Source organism: Mesorhizobium sp. B2-4-2, assembly GCF_006442845.1.
In the GTDB taxonomy this organism is placed as follows: domain Bacteria; phylum Pseudomonadota; class Alphaproteobacteria; order Rhizobiales; family Rhizobiaceae; genus Mesorhizobium.
Genome location: NZ_VFVM01000002.1, coordinates 390,775 through 410,474, shown reverse-complemented (window position 1 = coordinate 410,474; position 19,700 = coordinate 390,775). Strand labels below are relative to the sequence as shown.

Here is a 19,700-nt window from a genome sequence, read left to right as displayed (position 1 = left end):
TGTGGTACGCGATCGCATAATACGTGTATGCTTGTACGGTGGTGCGGTAACGATATGATCGCGCCTCAACCTGTGCCGACTTCGAGAGGATCGACACTTGCAGCATGCCACGCCTGCCGCCCCCGCAGTGCGCGAGACACTGGAGCGACTGCTTGCCAGCGAAACGTTCGGGAGATCCGAGCGCGCGCGCAAATTGCTTCGCTATCTCGTCGAGCGCGAGCAGGCCGGGGAAGCCGACAGGCTCAAGGGCTTTTCCATCGCTATGGATGTTTTCGGCAAGGACGGCGATTTCGATCCGTCCACCGATGCCGTCGTGCGGGTGCAGGCGGGCCGCCTGCGCGAACTGCTGCAACATTATTTCGCCAATGAAGGCATTGCCGAGCCGGTCCGCATAGCCATTCCGCGCGGCGGTTACGTCCCGGCCTACGAACTCAATGCCATCCGCCTGCCGCAAGCAGCGGAAGCCGCCAGTCACGCAGAGCCGATAGCCAGCCTGCCCGAACAGTCCGGTGCCGCCGATGATGCCGCACCCATGGCGGCCTTGCTCGGCCAGGTTCCTGCGGCGGGCCTCTCGGTGACGCGCCATCTCAGGTTCTTCTGGATCGCGATCGCCGTGGTTATCGCCATGTTGGGCGTTCTGATCCTGCGCCAGGGCGGCGGTGCCTTGCTGGCGGGAGGCGACATCCCGGCAACGTTCGAGACCGCCGGCGAAACCGGCAGCATCACGCCGTCGCCCATGGTCGAAGCGCTGCCGCTCGTCTACATCGCCCTCAGGGCCAACACTCCCAATGCCAGTCGCGTCGCCGCATCGCTGCGTGCCGGCCTGAGCGGCTTTGATACGATCGACTTCATCGGTCGCAACACCGTCAACAAAGCCGATCCGGTCGCCGATGCGACGAGTTTCATTTTCGATATCCTGCCTGGACCAGACGCGGGCGACGTTACCATCGAACTGCAAAGCTTGGCGTCCGGACGGGTGCTGTTGTCGCGCAACCTGACCGCCGCCGACAGCGCACCAACCGTAGTCGAGGATCGCATATCCGGCATTCTCAGTGCGGCACTTCCCGCTTCTGGCACCATCTACAATTACATCGAGCAGTCCGGCGCGGAGACCGGCCTGACGCAGTGCCTGCTGCTCAACGACAAATACTATCTCGACCAGAACGCCAGGACTCACGAGACCGCCTATCGTTGCCTCGAAGCCCTTGCCAACAGTGGCGCGAAATCGTCACTGGTTTATTCGGAACTCGCCTCATTGCATTTGGAGGCCGTGACCGACCACTACGCCTACCCGCCGGACGCAACGATCGAGAAGGCGATGACGTTTGCCCATCGCGCCGTGCAGATGGGGCCGACCAGCCCGTACGCACATCGCTCCTACGGCTACATCAATTCGCGCCTCGGCAATGCCGACGAGGCCCTGCGATGGATGCGGAAGGCCCATGATCTTAACCCCTACGATCTCGCCATGGCCGCCGCCTATGGCTACGGGCTGGTTTTCGCCGGCCGGTACGCCGAAGGAACACCTCTTCTGGCGCATGCCGTGGATGCCTCGAGCGGCCACCCGACCTGGTGGGACTTTGGGCTTTTCGCCGGAGAATTAATGCTGGGCGATACCAGCAAGGCAGCGATAGCCAGCAGCGCTCTGAGAACCACTGCGGCGAAATCGCACTATCTCGCCGCCCGTCTGATCGGCGCCAAGATCGCCGGTCGGGACAACCAGGCACGCAGGCTGCTTGATGAGTTGATAACCGAATTTCCGAAATTCGCCGCCAATCCGCGCGCAACCTTCATCGACAGAAAATATCCCGCCGATCTGACCGAGCGGCTGGTCGACGCCTTGCGTGCCGCCGGGCTCTTCAACGCGAGCTAGATGTGAGCCATTCCAGGGCAGTTAGTGCCGGGTTCCCTTCCGGAGTTGCGTGAAAATGAGGACTTAAAGCGGACAGCGAGTCCATCGAATAGTGAAAGGCCCAAAAGCGTTTCGCGTCAAAACGGATTCATGCGACACGCCTTAGGTCTTTTTGCTCGTGCGTGTCGTTCGCCCAAATCGAGGTCGCTTTTGGGAGCGGCATCCACCAGCAGCCGGCTCGCTGTTCGGCCAATCGCCTAATCGCGAAAATTTTACTGGCGAATGCTCTGGACTAGGAGCAATTCAGCCACATTTCCATCGCGCCTTCTCGAATAAAGCCTCAATCTTTCATGACTTCATCACTTTATGCCGACGAACGGGGTGTGGGTTCGAAGACCATCGTCCTGCTGCATGGTTTTGGCGGCAGCCACGATGTCTGGCGCGAGGTGATCTCCTTGCTGCCGCCTTCCGTACGCACATTGGCCTATGATCTGCCGGGACACGGCCTGTCGCTCGACTTTCCGTCGGCCGGACCGGCCAAGGTCGCGGCAAACGCCATCCTTGCCGACCTCTCCGCACGCGCGATCAAGCGCGTCCACCTCGTCGGCCATTCGATGGGCGGCGCGGTTGCCGCGCTGATGGCGTTGGCGGAGCCGGCAAAAGTCGCCTCGCTGACGCTCCTGGCGCCGGGCGGTTTTGGCCCCGAAATCAATGGACCGTTGTTGCGCCGCTTTGCCCGCGCGCAGGACCTGGCCGAAGTCCAGGCCTGCCTCGCCGAAATGTCCGGCCCTCGAGCCGCGCCCTCGCGTCGCATGGCCGAATTGCTTTGCGAAATGCGCGGCCGCCCCGGACAAACCGAAAAGCTCGTCGAGATCGCGGCCGCCATGACCAGGAGCGATCGACAGGGCGTCATCCCGCGCGAGCGGCTCGATGCGCTGAACATGCCGGTGATGGTGGCGTGGGGATCGGATGACACCGTTCTACCCTTTACCCAAGTGGATAACCCGCCGGAGCGCTTCCATGTGCACCATGTGCTGGAGGCCGGCCATATGCTGGCCGAGGAAGCGCCCGACCTGATCGCCGAGATCATTCGCCGCAACAGCAATCGCCGCGTCGGACCGCAACGGGTGAAACTGTCCGCCGCGGCCAGCTGACTTCTTCCGTCTGCGCCGCCAACGGCGACCCTTGATGCATTGATCTCGCCAGTGCATTTTGCCGGCGGCTGTGTTAACTCCATGTTAACCAAACCCGCGAGGCCACGCCCATGAAGGATGCAGGCGAAAAGATCATCGACCCGTCGAGAAAATTGTCCGATGCCATTCGCGATGTAAAGAATGCCTTTGCCGATCGCGACGACGTCGTCGTTGACATGCGCGAGGCGCATCGCATGCGGCTCGACCTTCTTGCCACCGAACTCGCGCCCGTTTTTGCCGACGTTCCCGCCGACGTGGACAGTTTCGACTTCGTCGTCTCGTCCGGTCTGCAGCCGCGCCTGTGGATCGACGCCGTCAGCCATGTCGCCATGGGCCGCGATCGCCGCACCTACCGATTCCTGAAGGACACCCGCATCGGCCGTGTGGTGCTGGCCGAATCGAGCGAGATGAAGCCGGTTGCCGATTCCGTGACGCGCTATGTCGCCGAGCGGATCGTCGAACGTCAGAGAATGATGGAGGGTGGCGTCGAGGCTGCCGTTCCCGGGATGAAGCGGCACGTGGTGCCGGAAGCCGAGCCGCCTTTGCGATCGCCGCCGCGCAGCAAGGGCTGGTCGGCCGTCCTGTCCGGCCTTGGCCTGATCGCCGCAGGCGCGCTGGTGGGACTGGCGGTTTCGATCGTACTGTTCTGGGACCGTATCGTGGCGCTGGGGCTCAGCTTGCGGCCATAGCCGGTTGCGCCCCGAGCTCCAGCGTCTGCAGATCCGAAGGTGGTATCGCCGGCCCCGTCAAGCCGCGCCGCGTCAGGCGGATGCGCCAATCGCCTTTTTCACCGTCTATGTCGAACAGATTGTACTGCGCCGCCGGAGGCTTGCCGCCGGGAGCCTGGCCGGCCGCGGCGACGCCAACCACCGGGACCTTGGCGTCGCGCGGGCCGATCTGAAACAGCGACGGCAGATGTGAATGGCCATGCAGGACGAGCTCGGCACCGTGCCGGCGAATGATTTTGTGGAAGCGGGCGATGCCGAACAGCCGCTTGTGCTGCGGGACGGCGCCCCGCACCGGCGGATGATGGATCATGATCGCACGGAACAATCCTTGCTTCGCCGTCGCATCGAGTATTTTGCGCAGCCGCTCGGCCTGGCCTTCCATGAAGAAGCCGTTGGCCATGAAGGGTGCCGTCGCACGCGCCGTGGTGATGCCGATCAACGCGACATTGCCGCGCACGCGCAGATAGGGAAACGAATTGCGATCGACCGGACTGTTGACGCCGTCGCCCGTCATCCATGCCGCCCAGGACCGGCACACCTTGTCGAAGGCGCCAGGCACATAGGCGTCATGATTTCCCGGCACCACCGACACGTCATGCGGCGAGCCGAGCGTCTCCAGCCAGTGCTTGGCCATCTCGATCTCGCCGTCGAGTGCCAGGTTGACGAGGTCCCCGGTGACCGCGAGGTGATCGGGCGCGCTGGCCTTGATATCGCCCACGATGGTGTCGATGACGGCATCGTGCATGTGCCGGCGGCGGTTGCGCTGCCAGTTGACGTAGCCCAGCACCCGCTTGGAGGCGAGATCGCGATAGGTTACTTCAGGGAGTGGCCCCAAATGGATATCGGAAATATGCGCGAGCCTGAACATTTCTCCTTCATAGGCGACGCGCACGCGGCTTTCCACCCACGGTTTCGCGACTGATGGCGACCGATCCCGAGAGCACTTTGCGCCAGACCGGCTGGCCGGGGCTGCGAGCCAGGCTGTTCCATCTCTACTTCGTGCTGCGGCGGCCAATGACGCTTGGCGTGCGCGGGCTCATCCACGAAACGGCATCCAACTCCCTCTTCCTTATCCGCCACACCTATGTGCCGGGCTGGCAGCTTCCCGGTGGCGGGGTCGAGATCGGCGAGACGATGGCCGAAGCGCTGGCGCGCGAACTGGCGGAAGAGGGCAATATCACGCTGACCGCTCCGCCGGTGCTGCGCTCGATGCATTTCAACCGCCGCGCCAGCCGCCGCGACCATGTCGGCCTGTACCTGATCGAAAAATTCAGCCAGACGGCCCCGAAACTGCCGGACCGCGAGATCGCCGAGGCCGGTTTCTTTCCGCTCGACCGTTTGCCCCAGGGTACGACCCCGGCAACGCTGCGGCGCATCGCCGAGGTTTTTGGCGGGAAGCCGCCGTCACCCTATTGGTAGTTCAGGCAGCCGCCTTGGCGAACCGTGCCCTGTCATGCCCCGCGCCGTAGTCAATTTCCGGCCCCACAGGCACTATACGCGTCGGGTTGATCGTTTCGTGGCTGCCGTAATAGTGCGACTTGATATGATTGAGGTTCACCGTGCCGGCTACGCCAGGCACCTGGTAAAGATCGCGCAGATAGTTCGACAGGTTGGGATAGTCGGCGATGCGGCGCCGATTGCATTTGAAATGGCCGACATAGACCGGGTCGAAGCGCACCAGCGTGGTGAACAGCCGCCAGTCGGCTTCGGTGATCCGCTCGCCGACGAGATAGCGCTGATTCGACAGCCGATGCTCCAGCGTGTCGAGCGCGGCGAACAACTCCCCGAACGCTTGCTCGTAGGCGGCCTGCGTGGTGGCGAAGCCAGCGCGATAGACGCCGTTGTTGATGGCGGGATAGACCAGCGCATTGACCGCGTCGATCTCGCCGCGTAGCGCCTGCGGATAGAAGTCGAGGTTGGCGTCACCCCAAGCGTCGAAAACTGAATTCAGCATCCGGATGATTTCGGAGGATTCGTTGGAGACGATGGTCTCATCCCTTTTATCCCACAGCACCGGCACCGTGACCCGGCCGGAATAGTTAGGGTCGGCCCTGGTGTAGATCTGGTGCAGGAAGTCCAGGCTATAGAGCGTGTCACCTGTGGCTCCGTCCTGCGCCAGGAACGTCCAGCCATCGGCGCCCATGAAATGATGGACGACCGACACGGAGATGATGCCTTCAAGCTTCTTCAGCGCCCGAAAGATCAGCGTTCGGTGCGCCCAGGGACAGGCAAGCGAGACATAGAGGTGATAGCGACCGGGCTCCGCCTTGAAGCCGCGGCCGCGGCCTTCGGCAGGCGCCCCGTCACGAGTGATCCAGTCGCGCCATTGCGACTGCGCCCGCACGAATTTGCCGCCGCTGCCTTTGGTGTCGTACCAGCGGTCCTGCCATTTGCCTTCGACCAGCAATCCCATCGCTTGTCCTTTCCTGTCTAGCACATCATGTAGGGCTCCAAGTCGTTGCATGGAATCGCCGGGCGCTGAACAGATCGTCAAGCACGTCGCGGCGCCCGTTGCTCTCTCTACCTGCAAAACCGCCGATTGCAGCGGCGGGAAATTGATGCTAGCGGACACTCCGCATGTTCGATTTTGCTTTGATCCGGTTCGACCGACGATGAAAGGGCGCCCACGCTTGATAAAGCGCTGATTGGCGAATGCTGCCGTTTGCAGCAAACCTTTCCTCCTGTACCGGAACGCAAAGACCATGAGCCTTGCCGACGTAGAATACCTGCCGGAAACTCCGGCGCATGACCCTCAGATCGAAGCCATCAATGACGAAGCCTTCGGGCCCGGCCGTTTTGTGCTGGCCGCCTACAAGATCCGCGAGGCCGGCGGGCATGAACGCGCGCTGTCCTTCGTCGCCATGGACGGCGATCTCGTGGTCGCATCAGTTCGCATGACCCGCATCGCCGCAGGCGCCGGACGTGCGCTGATGCTCGGGCCGCTCGCGGTGCGGCCGGCCTTCAAGAATCTCGGCATCGGCCGCCGGCTGGTGGCGATCGCGCTGGAAGCGGCCGCCAAGGCCCGAGCGCCCGCCGTCATGCTGGTCGGCGACGAGCCCTATTATGGACCGCTCGGCTTCAAGCGTATCCCGCGCGGCCAGATATCGATGCCACGCCCCGTCGATCTCGACAGGCTGCTGTCGCACGAGATCATGCCGGGCGCGGTTGCAAGGCTCACGGGCGAGGTCTGCCATGCCGACCAGGCCAGGGTCGCCGAGCACTTTGCCGCGATGGCTTGACCATTCGCGCCGATTGCGCGCCTGATCCACGCCTGACTCTCATGTGAAAGGATGACGCCATGAATCCAAACGGTGAGGTCGCGGTTGTTACCGGCGGCGGCTCCGGCCTTGGCGAGGCGACGGCGCGCGCGCTGGCCGCCAGGGGCGCCCGCGTCGCCATCTTGGATGTCGGCGTCGATCGGGCGGCCAAGGTGGCGGCCGAGATCGGCGGCATCGCCGTCCAATGCGATGTCGGCAGCGCCGACAGCGGTGTTGCCGCGCTTGCCGAGGTCGCGGCCAAGCTGGGCGAACCGCGCATCCTGGTCAATTGCGCCGGCATTGCCATCGGCGTGAAGACGATCGGCAAGGATGGTCCCCATCCGCTCGATCAGTACCGCAAGGTGATCGAAGTCAATCTGATCGGCACTTTCAACATGATCCGCCTCGTCGCCGACCGCGCCGCAAAGCTCGACCCGCTGCAGGGCGGCGAGCGCGGCGTCGTCGTCAACACCGCATCCGTCGCCGCCTATGACGGCCAGATCGGCCAGGCCGCGTATTCGGCATCAAAGGGCGGGGTCGTCGGCATGACGCTGCCGGTGGCGCGCGATCTTGCCCGTTCCGGCATCCGGGTCTGCACCATCGCACCCGGCATATTCAGGACGCCGATGATGGCCGGCATGCCGCAGGAGGTGCAGGATTCGCTGGGCGCCGCGGTGCCCTTCCCCTCGCGCCTCGGCGAGCCGTCGGAATATGCGGCCCTTGCCTTGCACATCATCGAGAACCAGATGCTCAACGGCGAGACCATTCGTCTCGATGGCGCCATTCGCATGGCTCCGAAGTAGCACTTGCCAGCCTGGCGCCATCGTCTGATAAGTGGAATAGCCAAATCAACTTAGCAGGGCGAGCATTTTGGCCGATCGAACGAAGGACGTGATCCGCGAGACCGACGCCGAGGCGATCCGGCGGGCCAAGACACTCATGCGCCGCGCCCGCTTCGGCGCCTTGGCGGTGTTGGAGCCGCAAACGGGTTCGCCGCTGGCGAGTCGGGTCGGCGTCGCCACCGACATCGACGGCACGCCGCTGATCCTGGTGTCGCAGCTTTCGGCCCATACGCCCGCCATACTTGCGGACCCGCGCTGTTCGCTGCTGCTCGGCGAGCCGGGCAAGGGCGACCCGCTCGCGCATCCCCGGTTGACGCTGATCTGCCGGGCAGCGCGGATCGAGCGCGGATCGGACGCGCATGCACGCGCCGAACGCCGCTATCTCAACCACAATCCGAAGGCCAGCCTCTATGCCGGCCTCGGCGACTTTTCGATCTTTCGTCTCGAACCGCAGCGCGCCAGCCTGAACGGCGGCTTCGGCAAGGCCTACCTGCTTGATCGCACCGATCTCATCACCGACGGGCCGATCGTCGAGGAACTGGCAGCCAGCGAGCAATCCGCGATCGACCACATGAATGCGGACCATCTCGACGCCGTCGCCCTCTACGCGCATCATTTTGCCCGGGCATCCGGCGACGGCTGGGTCATCGCCGGATTCGATGCCGACGGCATGGATCTGGCCTCTGGCGACGATGCCGGCAGGGTCTTCTTTCCGCAGCCCTTGGTCACAGCGCATGAGTTGAGGCACGTCTTGGTCGACATGGCCAAGAGCAGCCGGGCGGCAACGTCGCCAAATAACCGCACTTAAATTACGTTTGATCAAAAGCAACGCTTGAGATTTGAATGAAATGTTCTACCCTTTGGCTGTGGCGCTGACTCGTTGGCGACCATTCACAACTGAGTTTATGGATTCAGGCACCATTGCCCCCATGGTGCCTCGATGAGCAAAGAGCATGGGGGATCGATGATCTCGACAAAGCTAATCGCCAACGCCGGATCGGCGGCCGAATTTCTGATGCTGATGGGCAATGAAAAACGGCTTTTGATCATGAGTTATCTGATCGACGGTGAAATGTCGGTCGGAGCCATCGCCGAGAAGGTGATGCTCAGCCAGTCCGCCCTGTCGCAGCATTTGGCAAAGTTGCGGGCGCTGGACCTTGTGGACACCCGCCGCGACCGCCAGATGATCTACTATTCCTGCAAATCCGACGCCGTGCGCGAACTGCTTGCCACGCTCGACGGCATTTTCGGCAGCGGCAAGGATGATCTGTCCCAGATGGCACAAAGGCTGCGCCGCGCCGGAACTTGAACGGCTGGTCGCGTAAACGTTTACGCCACCAGCGGCCTTCGGCAATGTGCGTCCATCCTGGGCGCGCAAAATACACTTTGACACTGCCTCCGTGCATCGTGTTCTTGGCAACCGATTCCGATTGTCAGCCGAGGCTCAGATGATCCTTGTCCACATCGACGATCCGCGGGATCCGCGCGTCGCCGCCTATCTCGACATCCGCGAGCGTGACCTCGCCGGCCGACAGGGCCGCTTCATTGCCGAGGGCAAGGTCGTGCTCGACATGCTACTGTCGGCCGCTCGCTTCCGTGCCGAATCGGCGCTGGTTCTGGAGAACCGCTTGGCCGGCCTCGAAGAAATCCTGCACAAGGCATCTCCTGACCTGCCGGTCTATGTCGCCGCCGGGGCTGTGATGGATGCCATTGCCGGGTTTCACATGCATCGCGGCATTCTTGCCATTGGTCGCAAGGAGACGCCCCAGCTGGCCGAGGCCCTGCTGGACGGCTTGCCTGCCCGAGCATTGATCGTGGTGCTCGTGGGCATCGCCAACCATGACAACATGGGCTCGATTTTCCGCAACGCCGCCGCGTTCGGCGCCAACGCGATCCTTTTGGATGCGACCTGCTGCGATCCGCTCTATCGCAAGGCGATCCGCGTTTCGGTCGGCGCGGCCTTGAAGGTCCCGTTCGCCTCGTTCAGCGACACCGCGCGGTTCGCCGCGACGCTCGACCGGCGTGGCTTTACCCAATTTGCGCTGTCGCCGCGCGGGACATCAGACATACGCGATGCAAAACCGGCCGAACGCCTGGCACTCTACCTCGGGACTGAGGGCCAAGGCCTGCCCGAAAGCTTGCTCGCCCGTCTCAATACTGTTCGGATCAACATGTCGGAAGGCTTCGACAGCCTGAACGTCGCGGCGGCATCCGCCATCGCCCTGCATCATTTCTGCGCCGGCGGTGCCTGACTTCAATCTGCCGCAGCCGCCTTCTGCAACGCCCGCACGCGGTCGGCAAGGCTGCGGCCGCCGCTGTTCGGACGCGCATCCTGCTGCGCCTCCAGCGCCTTGGCGATCGGCGACCCCGGCCCTTCGAGCTTGGCTGTCAAGTTGACGACTTCCGCCGCCAGGTCATTCATCTGTTCGCGCAACATGGAACTTGCGTGGCGTGTATCGCCCTGCGGGCCGGCGGCCTCGGCGGCGGACAGATCCGCCTTCAGCCGCTTGTTCTCGCGTGCCAGTGCCGTCAGTCTGGCCTCCAGCCGCTCACGGTCGGCGTCGAGCCTGGCGATCGCCGTTTCGACGTCGTCGCGCCTGTCCGCCTGTACCTGCCCGCCGATCAACCGCAAGGCCGAGGCGCCGTCCCCGGCCTTCGCTTTTTCGCGCTGCCGCGCCAGATCTTTCTCGCGCCGTTCGAGCTTCTCCTCTCGGTCGGCAAGCGCGGCGAGCAACCGTTCGACTTTCTTGTCCAGTTCGGCGGTTTTTTTCCTCTCGGCCTTCAGCGCCTCACGCGCGGCCTTGCTTTCGGCCGCGATCTCCTGGTTGCGCCTGTCCGCCTCCTTGCGCTGGCCGCGCAGCAGCGCGATATCGCTGGCGAGCTTCTGCAACTCGGATTCGCGCGCCACAAGTTCGATCTGGCGGCTGCTGGAGGAGAAGCTGGCGTCGTCATACATGCGTTCCAGCTTCTCAAGCTCAAGCGCGCGTTTCTCCAGTTTGCGTTCGGTCTCCTTGAGCCGCTCGGACAACCGGTGCAGTTCATCCTCGCGCTGGTGCAGCGCCGCGTTCTTGGCAGCCAGTTCATCGAGCACCTGGTTCTTGTCCATGCGCTCCATCGCCAGCCCCTTCAGGGCCTCGCGGCCGCGATTGATCTCGATGAGCTGCTCGGTCGACTTCTCGCGCAGCGCCTTGACGTTCATCTCGAGGCGGCGCGTCGCCATGGCGAACTCCGCCCGGATCCGGTCCTTGTCGGCCCCAATTTCGGCTTGCGTCAGCGGGATCGAGGCTTCGATGCGTTTGCGCGTCAGAGCGACCGCCCGCCGCCAGATGGCCGGAGCCACCATCAGCGCCAGAAAGCCGGCGCAGAGAAAGCCGAGAGCAAAGAACAGGACCGACTGAACCAAGTGACTATCCGTTATCGCGCGCCGACATGCAACAATACGAGGATCAAAAGCCGTCGCGACTTTTGACCGTTACTCTGTTGGCATGACGGAAATCAGGCGCTGCGGCAAGGGCTCGCCGCGGCGCATATGGGTCATCGGATCTGGATTCTCATCGAAAGCGTATACACATTCCGGTCGTGACCTCGGGTCAGAACGGATTCCACGTCGCCCGTTCGGTAAGCTTCAGGTAGCCGAGATTGACGCCGAGCCGGGCGCCGACGCCGGTGCGGATCGGCACCAGCAGCACATTGTTGTTCTTCAGCACATTGAATCCGACGCCCGCCACCACATAGGCCGAGCCGGCGACGCCGCCATAACGGTTGTAGAGATTGCCGACGTCATCGAGATTATAGACGAGCATCATCACCCGCGATCCCTCGCCGCCGAAATCCCAGCCGAGCGACGGGCCTTGCCAGAACACTTTATGGTCGCCGGCATTCTTGGTGTAGAGCGTGCCTTCGCCATAGGTCAGGCCGCCGATCAGCGCGCCGGATCCCTCCTCGCCAAGCAGATAGCCATTGGGCAAGCCATAGGAAGCAAAAATCTTCTCCACGACTGTGGCAAGGCCGCCCGATGTCGCGCCGAAGAACTTGTGACCGGAATCGACGATCTCCTGAGCGGTGTACTCCTGGGCCCGCAGGGCCGATGTCGAGAAGACGAGAACGCCCAGGAGCGTGATCGCCATTGAGAGGACACGGAGAAAACTCCGGCCGTAGAATCGGGAAAACATGCTTCCAATCTCCGTCAGGGAGCACTTTCGCCGACGCCTCGCACCCGTACGGCTCTTTAGGCGGCCGTTAAGGATGGCTGTTAGGGGCAAACTATGCCGTAATCCTTTTTCAACCATTAAACTCGCACATGAAGATGGCGGTTCGAAGGCTGTTGGGGTCGTTCATACAGGCAAGCAGCCTGCGTGAACGCGCCACAGGCCCCAACGGCGATTTTGGGTTTGTTGCTGCACGCACGGGCGCTGTGTATTCAGAAAGCCTGGGAAGAGAGCGTGATTCGTATGGGCAGGCGACGATCGATCGCGCGGCCATGATTTATGGGATTTTGCAGGGATTTTCGCCGATGTCCGATCTTTTCACCCTCTCCGCACCCGATCTGGCGGCACTTTTGTGCAGCCGGGTCTGCCACGACATCATCTCGCCTGTCGGCGCGATCAACAACGGGCTTGAACTGCTCGATGAAGGCGGCGCCGACGAGGACGCCATGAAGCTGATCCGCCAGAGCGCCCGCAACGCCTCGGCGCGCCTGCAGTTCGCCCGCATCGCCTTCGGCGCGGCGGGTTCCGCCGGCATGCAGATCGACACCGGCGATGCCGAAGCCGTCGCTATCGCCTTCCTCAAGAACGAGAAGCCGGAACTCACCTGGAATGGAAGCCGTGCACTGTTGCCCAAGAACAAGGTCAAGCTGCTGCTCAACCTGATCCTGGTCGCCAACGCTGCCATTCCACGTGGCGGCAAGCTTTCGGTGACGCTGGAGAATCTCGAGACCGAGCCTCGCTTCGCGCTTTCGGCGAGTGGCCCCATGTTGCGGGTGCCGCCGAAATTCCTCGAACTGCATTCCGGCCACAAGCCGGAGGAACCGATCGACGCGCATTCGGTGCAGCCTTACTATACGCTGCTTCTGGCGCGGGAGGCCAACATGACGATATCGATCCATGCGACCGCGGAAGAGATCGTGCTTTCGGCGGCCTGAGATCCGCGCAGACCAGCAGCAAAGTATTTCAGCGCTGTAATATTGGTTGAATGGACCTGCGGACGAAAGATGAACTTCGTCTGACAGCGCGGGTCAAAGCATCTGCAAGAAAAACCTTGCAAACTGGCATCTTTGCAAAAATTTTACCTAATGGCTTTTCGGCTTCTTTACCAGATCGGCCTATGCTGTGCCGCAGATACCCCGACGCGACCGGATTGCCACAAGGCAAAGAGGACCCGGAAATGAAACGCTGCATGTTCGTCGACGATTCTAGCGTCATCAGGAAAGTTGCGAAGCGCATCCTGGGCGGTTCCGACATGATGGTCATCGAAGCCGCCAGCGGGCTTGATGCGCTGGAGATGTGCGCCGCCGATATGCCTGATATCATCGTCGTCGACGGTGCACTGCCGGATGTACAGGCGGTCGACCTGATCCGGCGCGTGCGCGCCATGGAAAGCCCGACCAAGCCGCAGATCCTGATCTCGCTGGTCGAACTGGACATCGCCTCGATCATGCGAGCCAAACGCGCCGGCGCCCAAGGCTATCTGTTGAAGCCGTTCAACCGCCCGCAGCTACTCGAGCGTTTTCGCACCCTGAAGATCGCTGCCTGATCCATCGGACCGCGGTTACCACCGGTCTATGACGCAAAAAACCCGGCTGACGCCGGGTTTTTTGTTTGGAATTTCGATCGGGCGGCCGTCGCTCAGGCGCTGACGCGGATGTCTTCCGGTTCGCGCAGCACATAGCCGCGGCCCCAGACCGTCTCGATGTAATTCTGGCCGCCGGACGCCGCATCGAGCTTCTTGCGCAGCTTGCAGATGAAGACGTCGATGATCTTCAGTTCCGGCTCGTCCATGCCGCCATAGAGGTGGTTGAGGAACATTTCCTTGGTGAGCGTGGTGCCCTTGCGCAGCGAGAGCAGCTCCAGCATCTGGTATTCCTTGCCGGTAAGGTGCACGCGCTGGCCGCCGACTTCGACGGTCTTGGCATCGAGATTGACCACCAGGTCGCCGGTGGTGATGACCGATTGGGCATGTCCCTTCGAACGGCGCACGATGGCGTGGATGCGCGCCACCAGCTCGTCCTTGTGGAACGGCTTGGTCATGTAATCGTCTGCGCCGAAGCCGAGGCCGCGCACCTTGTCCTCGATGCCGGCCATGCCGGAAAGGATGAGGATCGGCGTCTTCACCTTGGAAAGACGAAGCGTTCTCAAGACCTCATAGCCGGACATATCGGGCAGGTTGAGGTCGAGAAGGATGATATCATAGTCGTAGAGCTTGCCCAGATCGACACCCTCTTCGCCGAGGTCGGTCGTATAGACATTAAAGCTTTCCGATTTCAGCATCAGCTCGATGCTTTGTGCGGTTGCACTGTCATCTTCTATCAGCAGAACACGCATTTCATTCCCCTTTTCTGCTGCCGGACCATCTTGCGACCCATCCGGGACCGGAGCAGTGATTGCCTGGTGCAGAGGCTGCCATGGAATGGTTAACAAAACCTAATTCCGCGTCGATGACGGTACCAGATTTTTTAACCACTTTCTACACCCTCTTGAATTTAATACCGAATCACAGGACCAAACCGCTAATGCAACACATTAAAAACCTGGACTAAGTGACTCCAGGGACTCATCGACATCGCTTCCACGTCGCCAGCCGGATTTTTACCCGGCCTTAAGTCCTGACCCGTATGATTAACAATGCCCGTAAACGAATGGTTACCGTCGGCAAAAAACTTTAGGGTTTTGTTTCCCATAGTGCGGGGAAAGCCGGTGGACACGGGCAGCGCTTGGGCCTTTCCAAGTGGTTTGGACGATATGTGCAGGTGTGCGTTTCCGGGAGTACCGAATCATGAAGTCACGTGAAAACCTCGTTCGGCTGAAACAGTTTCAGGTGAATGAGAAGCGGCGGCAGCTGCTGCAGCTCGACATGATGATCGCCGAATTCGAACGCATGGCCGCCGAGCTGGAGCTTCAGATCAGCGCCGAGGAAAAGAAGGCCGGTATCACCGACATCAATCATTTCGCCTATCCGACCTTCGCCAAGGCGGCCCGTTTGCGCCGCGACAACCTCAGAAATTCGCAAGGCGACCTCGCCCAGCAGCGAAGCGCCGCCGAATCATTACTCGGCGAAGCTGAAGCGGAGCTTTCCAAGGCGGAAATGCTCGAATCGCGCGACACCAAGATTCGCGAGGCCGAAACTGGCGGTCGTAGCGCGATGATCGGCTGAACCGCCCGATATCCGCGTCTTTGAGCACGTCCAAGCGGGCGCGCAACGCATTGGGCGAGCGCTAAACGGCCCACTCCCCTTCATTCACGGCCGCAGCTCGCGCCCGGGCCTCCTTGATGTCGGGAACGTGTTGTTCCGACCAGGATCTGATCTGGTTGAGCAATCCCGCCAGATTCTGGCCAAGTTCGGTCAATTCATATTCGACCCGAGGCGGGACCACCGCGAACACCTCGCGCCGCACCAGGCCGTCGCGCTCGAGCACGCGCAACGTCTGCGTCAGCATCTTCGGCGTAATGCCTTCGAGCTTGCGGGCAAGCTCGCCATTGCGCTGCCGGCCTTGGCGCAGCGCACAAACAACCAGGTAAACCCACTTGCTGGCCAGCGTCTCCAGCACCGTGTGCGAGGGACAGGTCCGCCGGAACGCATCAAAGCCGTAGGGGGAGTCGAGATCACTATCCATACGGTGCCTATATATCAAAACGGTATATACTGGACAAGAGACCATTACTCTCCAAATGATAGTGGGACCGGTCAATCAGGAGAAATCTTATGCGTGCCATTATCCAGAATTCCGTCGGCGGACCCGATGTCCTTGTCATCGCCGAGCGCCCGGCGCCCTCGCCCAACGCCGGCGAAGTGCTGGTCCGCATCAAGGCGGCCGGGATCAATCCGGTCGATGGCGCCGTGCGCGCCGGCTATTACCCGCTGCTCGGCGAACCACCCTTCATCCTCGGCTGGGACCTTTCGGGAACCGTCGAGGCGCTGGGGCCCGGTGTCAGCGGCCTGAATCCAGGTGACGCGGTGTTCGGCATGCCGCGCTTCCCAAAGCAGGCGGCAGCCTATGCCGAACTGGCTGCCGTGCCCGCCGATGAAATCGCGCGCAAGCCCGCGCACGCCGATTACGTCCAGGCAGGCGCATTGCCGCTGGCCGGCCTCACCGCCTGGCAAGGCCTCGTGCGTCATGGCGCGATGAAAGCCGGCCAGCGCGTGCTGGTCCACGCCGGGGCCGGCGGCGTCGGCCATCTGGCGGTGCAGGTCGCCAAGGCGGGCGGCGCCTGGGTTGCCGCCACCGCCAGCACGGAAAAATTGGATTTCGTCCACAAGCTCGGCGCCGACGAGGTCATCGACTACACCAAGAATGATTTTACCGACAAGGCGAAGGACATCGACCTGGTGCTCGAGACGGTGGGCGGCGAGCACGCCCATCAATCGTTGAAGGTGCTCAGGGACGGCGGCGTGCTGGTGTCACTGCTCGACGTCAGCGACAAGACCAGGGCGGATGCCAAGGCGCGAAACATCCGCGTCGAACACATGTCCGTTGTTCCCGACCGTGAAGGCCTTCTGGAACTTGGCAGGCTCGTCGATGCGGGAAAGCTCACCGTGCATGTGGCAAAGACCTTCCCGCTAGAACAGGCCGGCGCCGCGCACGCTTTCCTCGCCAGCAAGCCGGTCGGCAAGGTGGTGCTGACGGTCTGAAACGCGCAAATGCTGTCAAGAAACCAAAAGGGCGCGAACTTCGCGCCCTTTTGCAGATTCTTGAGCGTCAGTGCCGGTATTGCTGGATGCGCGTCGTGCGCAGCCCGGCGAGGCCGTATTCGTCGATCGAGGCCTGCCAGGACAGGAACTCCTCGGTGGTCAGCTTGTAGCGCTGGCATGCCTCCTCGAGGCTCAAAAGCCCGCCGCGCACCGCTGCAACCACTTCCGCCTTGCGCCGGATAACCCAGCGACGTGTATTCGTCGGCGGCAGATCGGCAATTGTGAGAGGGCTGCCGTCAGGCCCGATAACATATTTGACTCGCGGTCTAACCAGATCGGTCATCGTACTCTCTACAAAAAACTCAAAGACCCAATCCCCACCACGTTACCGCCACAGCTTTAAAAATTGCCTAAGCAGACCCTAACAGCTAGGTAATGATCATGAACGCCGCGTTAGTCTTTTCGCAAACATTTGAAATATCTGCCGGGAAGTTCCGGATTCGCTCGAAAAATCTGCGCGGTCACCGGGCCGGCAGTTGCCCGCCGATCGGTCCCGCAAGCTGGCGCAGCCGCCAAGCTTGACCTATATTCGCGTCATTGGCATGCAAGCGCCGCGCAGAACGAAAGAACCATGAACAGCCTCGATCTTCCCGGACGTCCCGAAAACACCCGTATCGTCGTCGCCATGTCGGGCGGCGTCGATTCGTCCGTCGTCGCGGGTCTCTTGAAGCGCGAGGGTTATGATGTCGTCGGCGTCACCTTGCAGCTTTACGATCATGGCGCCGCGACGCACCGGGCCGGGTCCTGCTGTGCCGGGCAGGATATCGATGACGCCCGCCGCGTTTCCGAGACGCTCGGCATTCCGCATTATGTGCTCGACTACGAAGAGCGCTTCCGCAAGGCGGTCATCGATCCCTTCGCTGAGAGCTATGTCGCCGGCGAGACGCCGATCCCTTGCGTTTCCTGCAACCAGACGGTGAAGTTCGCTGATCTGCTGGCCACCGCCAAGGATCTCGGCGCCGACGCGCTGGCCACGGGCCACTACATTCGCTCCGGCGCCAATGGCGCCCATCGCGCGCTCTATAGGCCGGTCGACGCCGATCGCGACCAGAGCTATTTCCTCTTCGCCACCACGCAGGCGCAGATCGATTATCTGCGCTTTCCGCTCGGCGGCCTGCCGAAGCCGCAGGTTCGCGCCATTGCCGAGGAGATGGGCCTGACGGTAGCCGCCAAGCAGGACAGCCAGGACATCTGCTTCGTGCCCCAGGGCAAATATTCCGACATCATTGCCAAGCTGAAGCCGACGGCCGCCAATCCGGGTGACATCGTCCATATCGACGGCCGGGTGCTCGGCCGCCATGAAGGCATTCTGCGCTACACCATCGGCCAGCGCCGCGGCATCGGCGTGGCCTCCGGCGAGCCGCTCTATGTCGTCCATCTCGACGCCGAGCGCGCCCGTGTCGTGGTCGGGCCGCGCGAGGCGCTGGAGACGCACAAGATCTACCTGCGCAACATGAACTGGCTTGGTGACGGCGCGCTGGCCGACATGCCCGCGGGCGGGCTGGAACTGTTCGCCAAGGTCCGCTCGACCAGGCCGCCACGCCCGGCGATGCTGCGTCACGAGGCGGGCGTCACATCGGTCGAATTGGCCGATGGCGAGTCCGGTATCGCGCCTGGACAGGCTTGCGTGCTCTATTCCGACGACGGCAACGAGGCCCGCGTGTTCGGCGGCGGCTTCATCGAACGCTCCGAGCGCGGCGCCGAGGCCGAGGCGATGTTGAGCCGACTTGCCGCGTCACCGGCGCAGGTTCCCGCCGAGTAGGCAACGATCTCTCCGCCGCGACGCGGCCCGATCTTCTTCAGGGATTGGATTTGGTGTGCGTGACCGTACCCGCGGTCAGGATGCGCAGCACCCGGATTGCCTCCTCGCCGCTGGTGCGCGGTTCGGCCCGCGTTTCGATGCAATGGATGAAGTGCTCGAGTTCGCGCGTCAGCGGCATGCCTTGGCCAACCGCGACATAGGAGGGCTCATTGGTGGTGAACGCCCATTGGCCGCTGTCCTGCCAGACCGCGTGGCGATAGACGGCGAGCTTGCGCTCCCATGGTTCGACATCGTCGAAGACAGCCATCGCCTTGGTGCCGACCACGGTCAGCCGCCGTTCGCGGTAAGGGTTCAGCCGCGAGGCGAAGAGATGGCTGCGCAAACCGTTGGGAAAGCGCATGTGCAGATGCGCGAAGTCGCTGAGATTGTCGAGCAGCGCCGCCCCTTCGCCGCGCACCTCGATCGGTTCGGTGCCGGTGATGGCCAGGATCATCGACAGGTCATGCGGCGCCAGGTCCCATAGCGCATCGTTCTCGGTGTGGAATTTGCCGAGGCCGAGCCGGTGCGAATGGATGTAGCGGACCTCGCCGAGCTCGCCCTTGTCGATGAGCGCCTTCAGCGTCTCGAACGCGGGATGGAAGCGCAAGACGTGGCCGACCATGAAGACGCGGCCCTTGTCCTTCGCCGCCTGCACCGAGCGCTCGGCATCGGCAACCGTCAACGCGATCGGCTTCTCCACCAGCACGTCCTTGCCGCTTTCGGTGGCGCACACCGCCATCTCGGCATGAAATTGCGGCGGCAGCGCCATGACGATGGCGTCGATGTCATCGCGGACGAACAACTGGTCCGGTTCGATCGCGAGGCAGTCCTGTTCGCTGGCAAAGCCTTCGGCGCGGGCACGGTTGGCGTCGGAGACCGCGTGCAGCGCGCCGAGCGCCTTGAGGGTGCGGATGTGGTTGGAGCCCCAGTATCCGCAACCGAGGACTGCAATGCGCGGCTTCATCTGTTCTCAAACTCTAAAAACTCGTGGCCGAGACATAGCGACGTGCCTCTTCGAACTCAACCCCGGCGGCTGCAACCAATTATCGGCGCGGCAAAGCTTTTCGGCAGCGAGAATAAGCGCCCCTGCCGAGCGGTTCGAAGCTTGACAGGCTCACCC

Annotated in this window: 22 protein-coding genes; 14 read left to right on the top strand and 8 right to left on the bottom strand. The window is 62.4% G+C overall.

Annotated elements, in window-relative coordinates:
- The first annotated feature begins 97 nt into the window (after positions 1-97).
- From FJ942_RS05665 to FJ942_RS05655, 3 genes are all read left to right on the top strand, one after another.
- The gene (locus tag FJ942_RS05665) at positions 98-1,873 is read left to right on the top strand and encodes a hypothetical protein (RefSeq protein WP_140897332.1); all 1,776 of its coding nucleotides are present in this window, start codon (positions 98-100) and stop codon (positions 1,871-1,873) included.
- Between the two features lie 329 nt (positions 1,874-2,202).
- Positions 2,203-3,006 (top strand): alpha/beta fold hydrolase, encoded by an 804-nt coding sequence (locus FJ942_RS05660; protein ID WP_140897331.1) that lies wholly within the window; start codon positions 2,203-2,205, stop codon positions 3,004-3,006.
- Between the two features lie 110 nt (positions 3,007-3,116).
- Positions 3,117-3,734, top strand: coding sequence for a hypothetical protein (locus tag FJ942_RS05655; protein ID WP_140897330.1), 618 nt, complete (start codon positions 3,117-3,119; stop codon positions 3,732-3,734).
- On the opposite strand, the gene FJ942_RS05650 is transcribed toward FJ942_RS05655, so the two are convergent.
- Complete coding sequence (locus FJ942_RS05650; protein WP_140897404.1) at positions 3,718-4,641, bottom strand: metallophosphoesterase; 924 nt, start codon at positions 4,639-4,641, stop codon at positions 3,718-3,720. The genes FJ942_RS05655 and FJ942_RS05650 overlap by 17 nt on opposite strands.
- 53 nt (positions 4,642-4,694) lie before the next feature.
- Between FJ942_RS05650 and FJ942_RS05645 the strand changes: the two genes are divergently transcribed.
- Positions 4,695-5,192, top strand: a complete 498-nt coding sequence (locus FJ942_RS05645; protein WP_140657048.1) for an NUDIX domain-containing protein — start codon at positions 4,695-4,697, stop codon at positions 5,190-5,192.
- A gap of 1 nt (position 5,193) precedes the next feature.
- Here FJ942_RS05645 and FJ942_RS05640 read toward each other — a convergent pair whose 3' ends face one another.
- Positions 5,194-6,186: a glutathione S-transferase family protein gene (locus tag FJ942_RS05640; RefSeq protein ID WP_140897329.1), complete on the bottom strand. Its 993-nt coding sequence runs from the start codon at positions 6,184-6,186 to the stop codon at positions 5,194-5,196.
- Positions 6,187-6,475: 289 nt separating this feature from the next.
- On the opposite strand from FJ942_RS05640, the gene FJ942_RS05635 reads away from it, so the two are divergent.
- The 5 genes from FJ942_RS05635 to FJ942_RS05615 all read left to right on the top strand — a co-directional run bounded on the left by FJ942_RS05635 (position 6,476) and on the right by FJ942_RS05615 (position 10,124).
- On the top strand, positions 6,476-7,012 hold the full coding sequence (locus FJ942_RS05635; protein ID WP_140496094.1) for an N-acetyltransferase: 537 nt from the start codon (positions 6,476-6,478) through the stop codon (positions 7,010-7,012).
- A gap of 59 nt (positions 7,013-7,071) precedes the next feature.
- Positions 7,072-7,833, top strand: a complete 762-nt coding sequence (locus FJ942_RS05630; protein ID WP_140564028.1) for a 3-hydroxyacyl-CoA dehydrogenase — start codon at positions 7,072-7,074, stop codon at positions 7,831-7,833.
- Between the two features lie 67 nt (positions 7,834-7,900).
- The gene (locus tag FJ942_RS05625; RefSeq protein ID WP_140897328.1) at positions 7,901-8,680 is read left to right on the top strand and encodes a HugZ family protein; all 780 of its coding nucleotides are present in this window, start codon (positions 7,901-7,903) and stop codon (positions 8,678-8,680) included.
- Positions 8,681-8,836: 156 nt separating this feature from the next.
- The gene (locus tag FJ942_RS05620; RefSeq protein WP_140496438.1) at positions 8,837-9,181 is read left to right on the top strand and encodes a metalloregulator ArsR/SmtB family transcription factor; all 345 of its coding nucleotides are present in this window, start codon (positions 8,837-8,839) and stop codon (positions 9,179-9,181) included.
- 139 nt (positions 9,182-9,320) lie between these two features.
- On the top strand, positions 9,321-10,124 hold the full coding sequence (locus FJ942_RS05615; protein WP_140524945.1) for an RNA methyltransferase: 804 nt from the start codon (positions 9,321-9,323) through the stop codon (positions 10,122-10,124).
- Between the two features lie 2 nt (positions 10,125-10,126).
- Here the strand turns inward: FJ942_RS05615 and FJ942_RS05610 are convergent, their stop codons facing one another.
- Positions 10,127-11,275: a hypothetical protein gene (locus tag FJ942_RS05610; protein WP_140897327.1), complete on the bottom strand. Its 1,149-nt coding sequence runs from the start codon at positions 11,273-11,275 to the stop codon at positions 10,127-10,129.
- A gap of 187 nt (positions 11,276-11,462) precedes the next feature.
- Positions 11,463-11,999 (bottom strand): EipA family protein, encoded by a 537-nt coding sequence (locus FJ942_RS05605; RefSeq protein ID WP_224704666.1) that lies wholly within the window; start codon positions 11,997-11,999, stop codon positions 11,463-11,465.
- A 386-nt stretch (positions 12,000-12,385) separates the two neighbouring features.
- Here FJ942_RS05605 and FJ942_RS05600 point away from each other — a divergent pair, with 386 nt between their 5' ends.
- A complete protein-coding gene (locus tag FJ942_RS05600) occupies positions 12,386-13,015 on the top strand; it encodes a histidine phosphotransferase family protein (RefSeq protein WP_140496099.1) in 630 nt (209 codons plus the stop codon).
- A 242-nt stretch (positions 13,016-13,257) separates the two neighbouring features.
- Positions 13,258-13,626 carry a response regulator gene (locus FJ942_RS05595; protein WP_140496100.1) on the top strand — a complete coding sequence of 123 codons (369 nt, stop codon included), beginning with the start codon at positions 13,258-13,260 and terminating at the stop codon, positions 13,624-13,626.
- A gap of 92 nt (positions 13,627-13,718) precedes the next feature.
- Here the strand turns inward: FJ942_RS05595 and ctrA are convergent, their stop codons facing one another.
- Positions 13,719-14,414, bottom strand: coding sequence for a cell cycle two-component system response regulator CtrA (gene ctrA, locus FJ942_RS05590; RefSeq protein ID WP_006203583.1), 696 nt, complete (start codon positions 14,412-14,414; stop codon positions 13,719-13,721).
- Positions 14,415-14,865: 451 nt separating this feature from the next.
- Here ctrA and FJ942_RS05585 point away from each other — a divergent pair, with 451 nt between their 5' ends.
- Positions 14,866-15,243: a flagellar export protein FliJ gene (locus FJ942_RS05585; RefSeq protein ID WP_140496101.1), complete on the top strand. Its 378-nt coding sequence runs from the start codon at positions 14,866-14,868 to the stop codon at positions 15,241-15,243.
- A gap of 61 nt (positions 15,244-15,304) precedes the next feature.
- Here FJ942_RS05585 and FJ942_RS05580 read toward each other — a convergent pair whose 3' ends face one another.
- A complete protein-coding gene (locus FJ942_RS05580) occupies positions 15,305-15,703 on the bottom strand; it encodes a helix-turn-helix domain-containing protein (protein ID WP_140518299.1) in 399 nt (132 codons plus the stop codon).
- Positions 15,704-15,792: 89 nt separating this feature from the next.
- Between FJ942_RS05580 and FJ942_RS05575 the strand changes: the two genes are divergently transcribed.
- Entirely contained in the window at positions 15,793-16,719 is a 927-nt protein-coding gene (locus FJ942_RS05575; RefSeq protein ID WP_140897326.1) for an NADP-dependent oxidoreductase, read from the top strand.
- Positions 16,720-16,786: 67 nt separating this feature from the next.
- Here FJ942_RS05575 and FJ942_RS05570 read toward each other — a convergent pair whose 3' ends face one another.
- Positions 16,787-17,062 (bottom strand): DUF1153 domain-containing protein, encoded by a 276-nt coding sequence (locus FJ942_RS05570; protein ID WP_006203587.1) that lies wholly within the window; start codon positions 17,060-17,062, stop codon positions 16,787-16,789.
- 288 nt (positions 17,063-17,350) lie between these two features.
- On the opposite strand from FJ942_RS05570, the gene mnmA reads away from it, so the two are divergent.
- Positions 17,351-18,541 carry a tRNA 2-thiouridine(34) synthase MnmA gene (gene mnmA / locus FJ942_RS05565; protein WP_140496104.1) on the top strand — a complete coding sequence of 397 codons (1,191 nt, stop codon included), beginning with the start codon at positions 17,351-17,353 and terminating at the stop codon, positions 18,539-18,541.
- 37 nt (positions 18,542-18,578) lie between these two features.
- Here mnmA and FJ942_RS05560 read toward each other — a convergent pair whose 3' ends face one another.
- Entirely contained in the window at positions 18,579-19,544 is a 966-nt protein-coding gene (locus FJ942_RS05560; protein ID WP_140518052.1) for a Gfo/Idh/MocA family oxidoreductase, read from the bottom strand.
- Between the last annotated feature and the right edge of the window lie 156 nt (positions 19,545-19,700).

What these genes read in the sequence shown, in the direction of transcription:
- FJ942_RS05660 (WP_140897331.1), top strand. Translation starts at nt 2,203, where the DNA reads ATGACTTCATCACTTTATGCCGACGAACGGGGTGTGGGTTCGAAGACC.
- FJ942_RS05655 (WP_140897330.1), top strand. Translation starts at nt 3,117, where the DNA reads ATGAAGGATGCAGGCGAAAAGATCATCGACCCGTCGAGAAAATTGTCC.
- FJ942_RS05650 (WP_140897404.1), bottom strand. Translation starts at nt 4,641, where the DNA reads ATGTTCAGGCTCGCGCATATTTCCGATATCCATTTGGGGCCACTCCCT.
- FJ942_RS05645 (WP_140657048.1), top strand. Translation starts at nt 4,695, where the DNA reads ATGGCGACCGATCCCGAGAGCACTTTGCGCCAGACCGGCTGGCCGGGG.
- FJ942_RS05640 (WP_140897329.1), bottom strand. Translation starts at nt 6,186, where the DNA reads ATGGGATTGCTGGTCGAAGGCAAATGGCAGGACCGCTGGTACGACACC.
- FJ942_RS05635 (WP_140496094.1), top strand. Translation starts at nt 6,476, where the DNA reads ATGAGCCTTGCCGACGTAGAATACCTGCCGGAAACTCCGGCGCATGAC.
- FJ942_RS05630 (WP_140564028.1), top strand. Translation starts at nt 7,072, where the DNA reads ATGAATCCAAACGGTGAGGTCGCGGTTGTTACCGGCGGCGGCTCCGGC.
- FJ942_RS05620 (WP_140496438.1), top strand. Translation starts at nt 8,837, where the DNA reads ATGATCTCGACAAAGCTAATCGCCAACGCCGGATCGGCGGCCGAATTT.
- FJ942_RS05615 (WP_140524945.1), top strand. Translation starts at nt 9,321, where the DNA reads ATGATCCTTGTCCACATCGACGATCCGCGGGATCCGCGCGTCGCCGCC.
- FJ942_RS05605 (WP_224704666.1), bottom strand. Translation starts at nt 11,999, where the DNA reads ATGGCGATCACGCTCCTGGGCGTTCTCGTCTTCTCGACATCGGCCCTG.
- FJ942_RS05600 (WP_140496099.1), top strand. Translation starts at nt 12,386, where the DNA reads ATGTCCGATCTTTTCACCCTCTCCGCACCCGATCTGGCGGCACTTTTG.
- FJ942_RS05595 (WP_140496100.1), top strand. Translation starts at nt 13,258, where the DNA reads ATGAAACGCTGCATGTTCGTCGACGATTCTAGCGTCATCAGGAAAGTT.
- ctrA (WP_006203583.1), bottom strand. Translation starts at nt 14,414, where the DNA reads ATGCGTGTTCTGCTGATAGAAGATGACAGTGCAACCGCACAAAGCATC.
- FJ942_RS05585 (WP_140496101.1), top strand. Translation starts at nt 14,866, where the DNA reads ATGAAGTCACGTGAAAACCTCGTTCGGCTGAAACAGTTTCAGGTGAAT.
- FJ942_RS05580 (WP_140518299.1), bottom strand. Translation starts at nt 15,703, where the DNA reads ATGGATAGTGATCTCGACTCCCCCTACGGCTTTGATGCGTTCCGGCGG.
- FJ942_RS05575 (WP_140897326.1), top strand. Translation starts at nt 15,793, where the DNA reads ATGCGTGCCATTATCCAGAATTCCGTCGGCGGACCCGATGTCCTTGTC.
- FJ942_RS05570 (WP_006203587.1), bottom strand. Translation starts at nt 17,062, where the DNA reads ATGACCGATCTGGTTAGACCGCGAGTCAAATATGTTATCGGGCCTGAC.
- mnmA (WP_140496104.1), top strand. Translation starts at nt 17,351, where the DNA reads ATGAACAGCCTCGATCTTCCCGGACGTCCCGAAAACACCCGTATCGTC.
- FJ942_RS05560 (WP_140518052.1), bottom strand. Translation starts at nt 19,544, where the DNA reads ATGAAGCCGCGCATTGCAGTCCTCGGTTGCGGATACTGGGGCTCCAAC.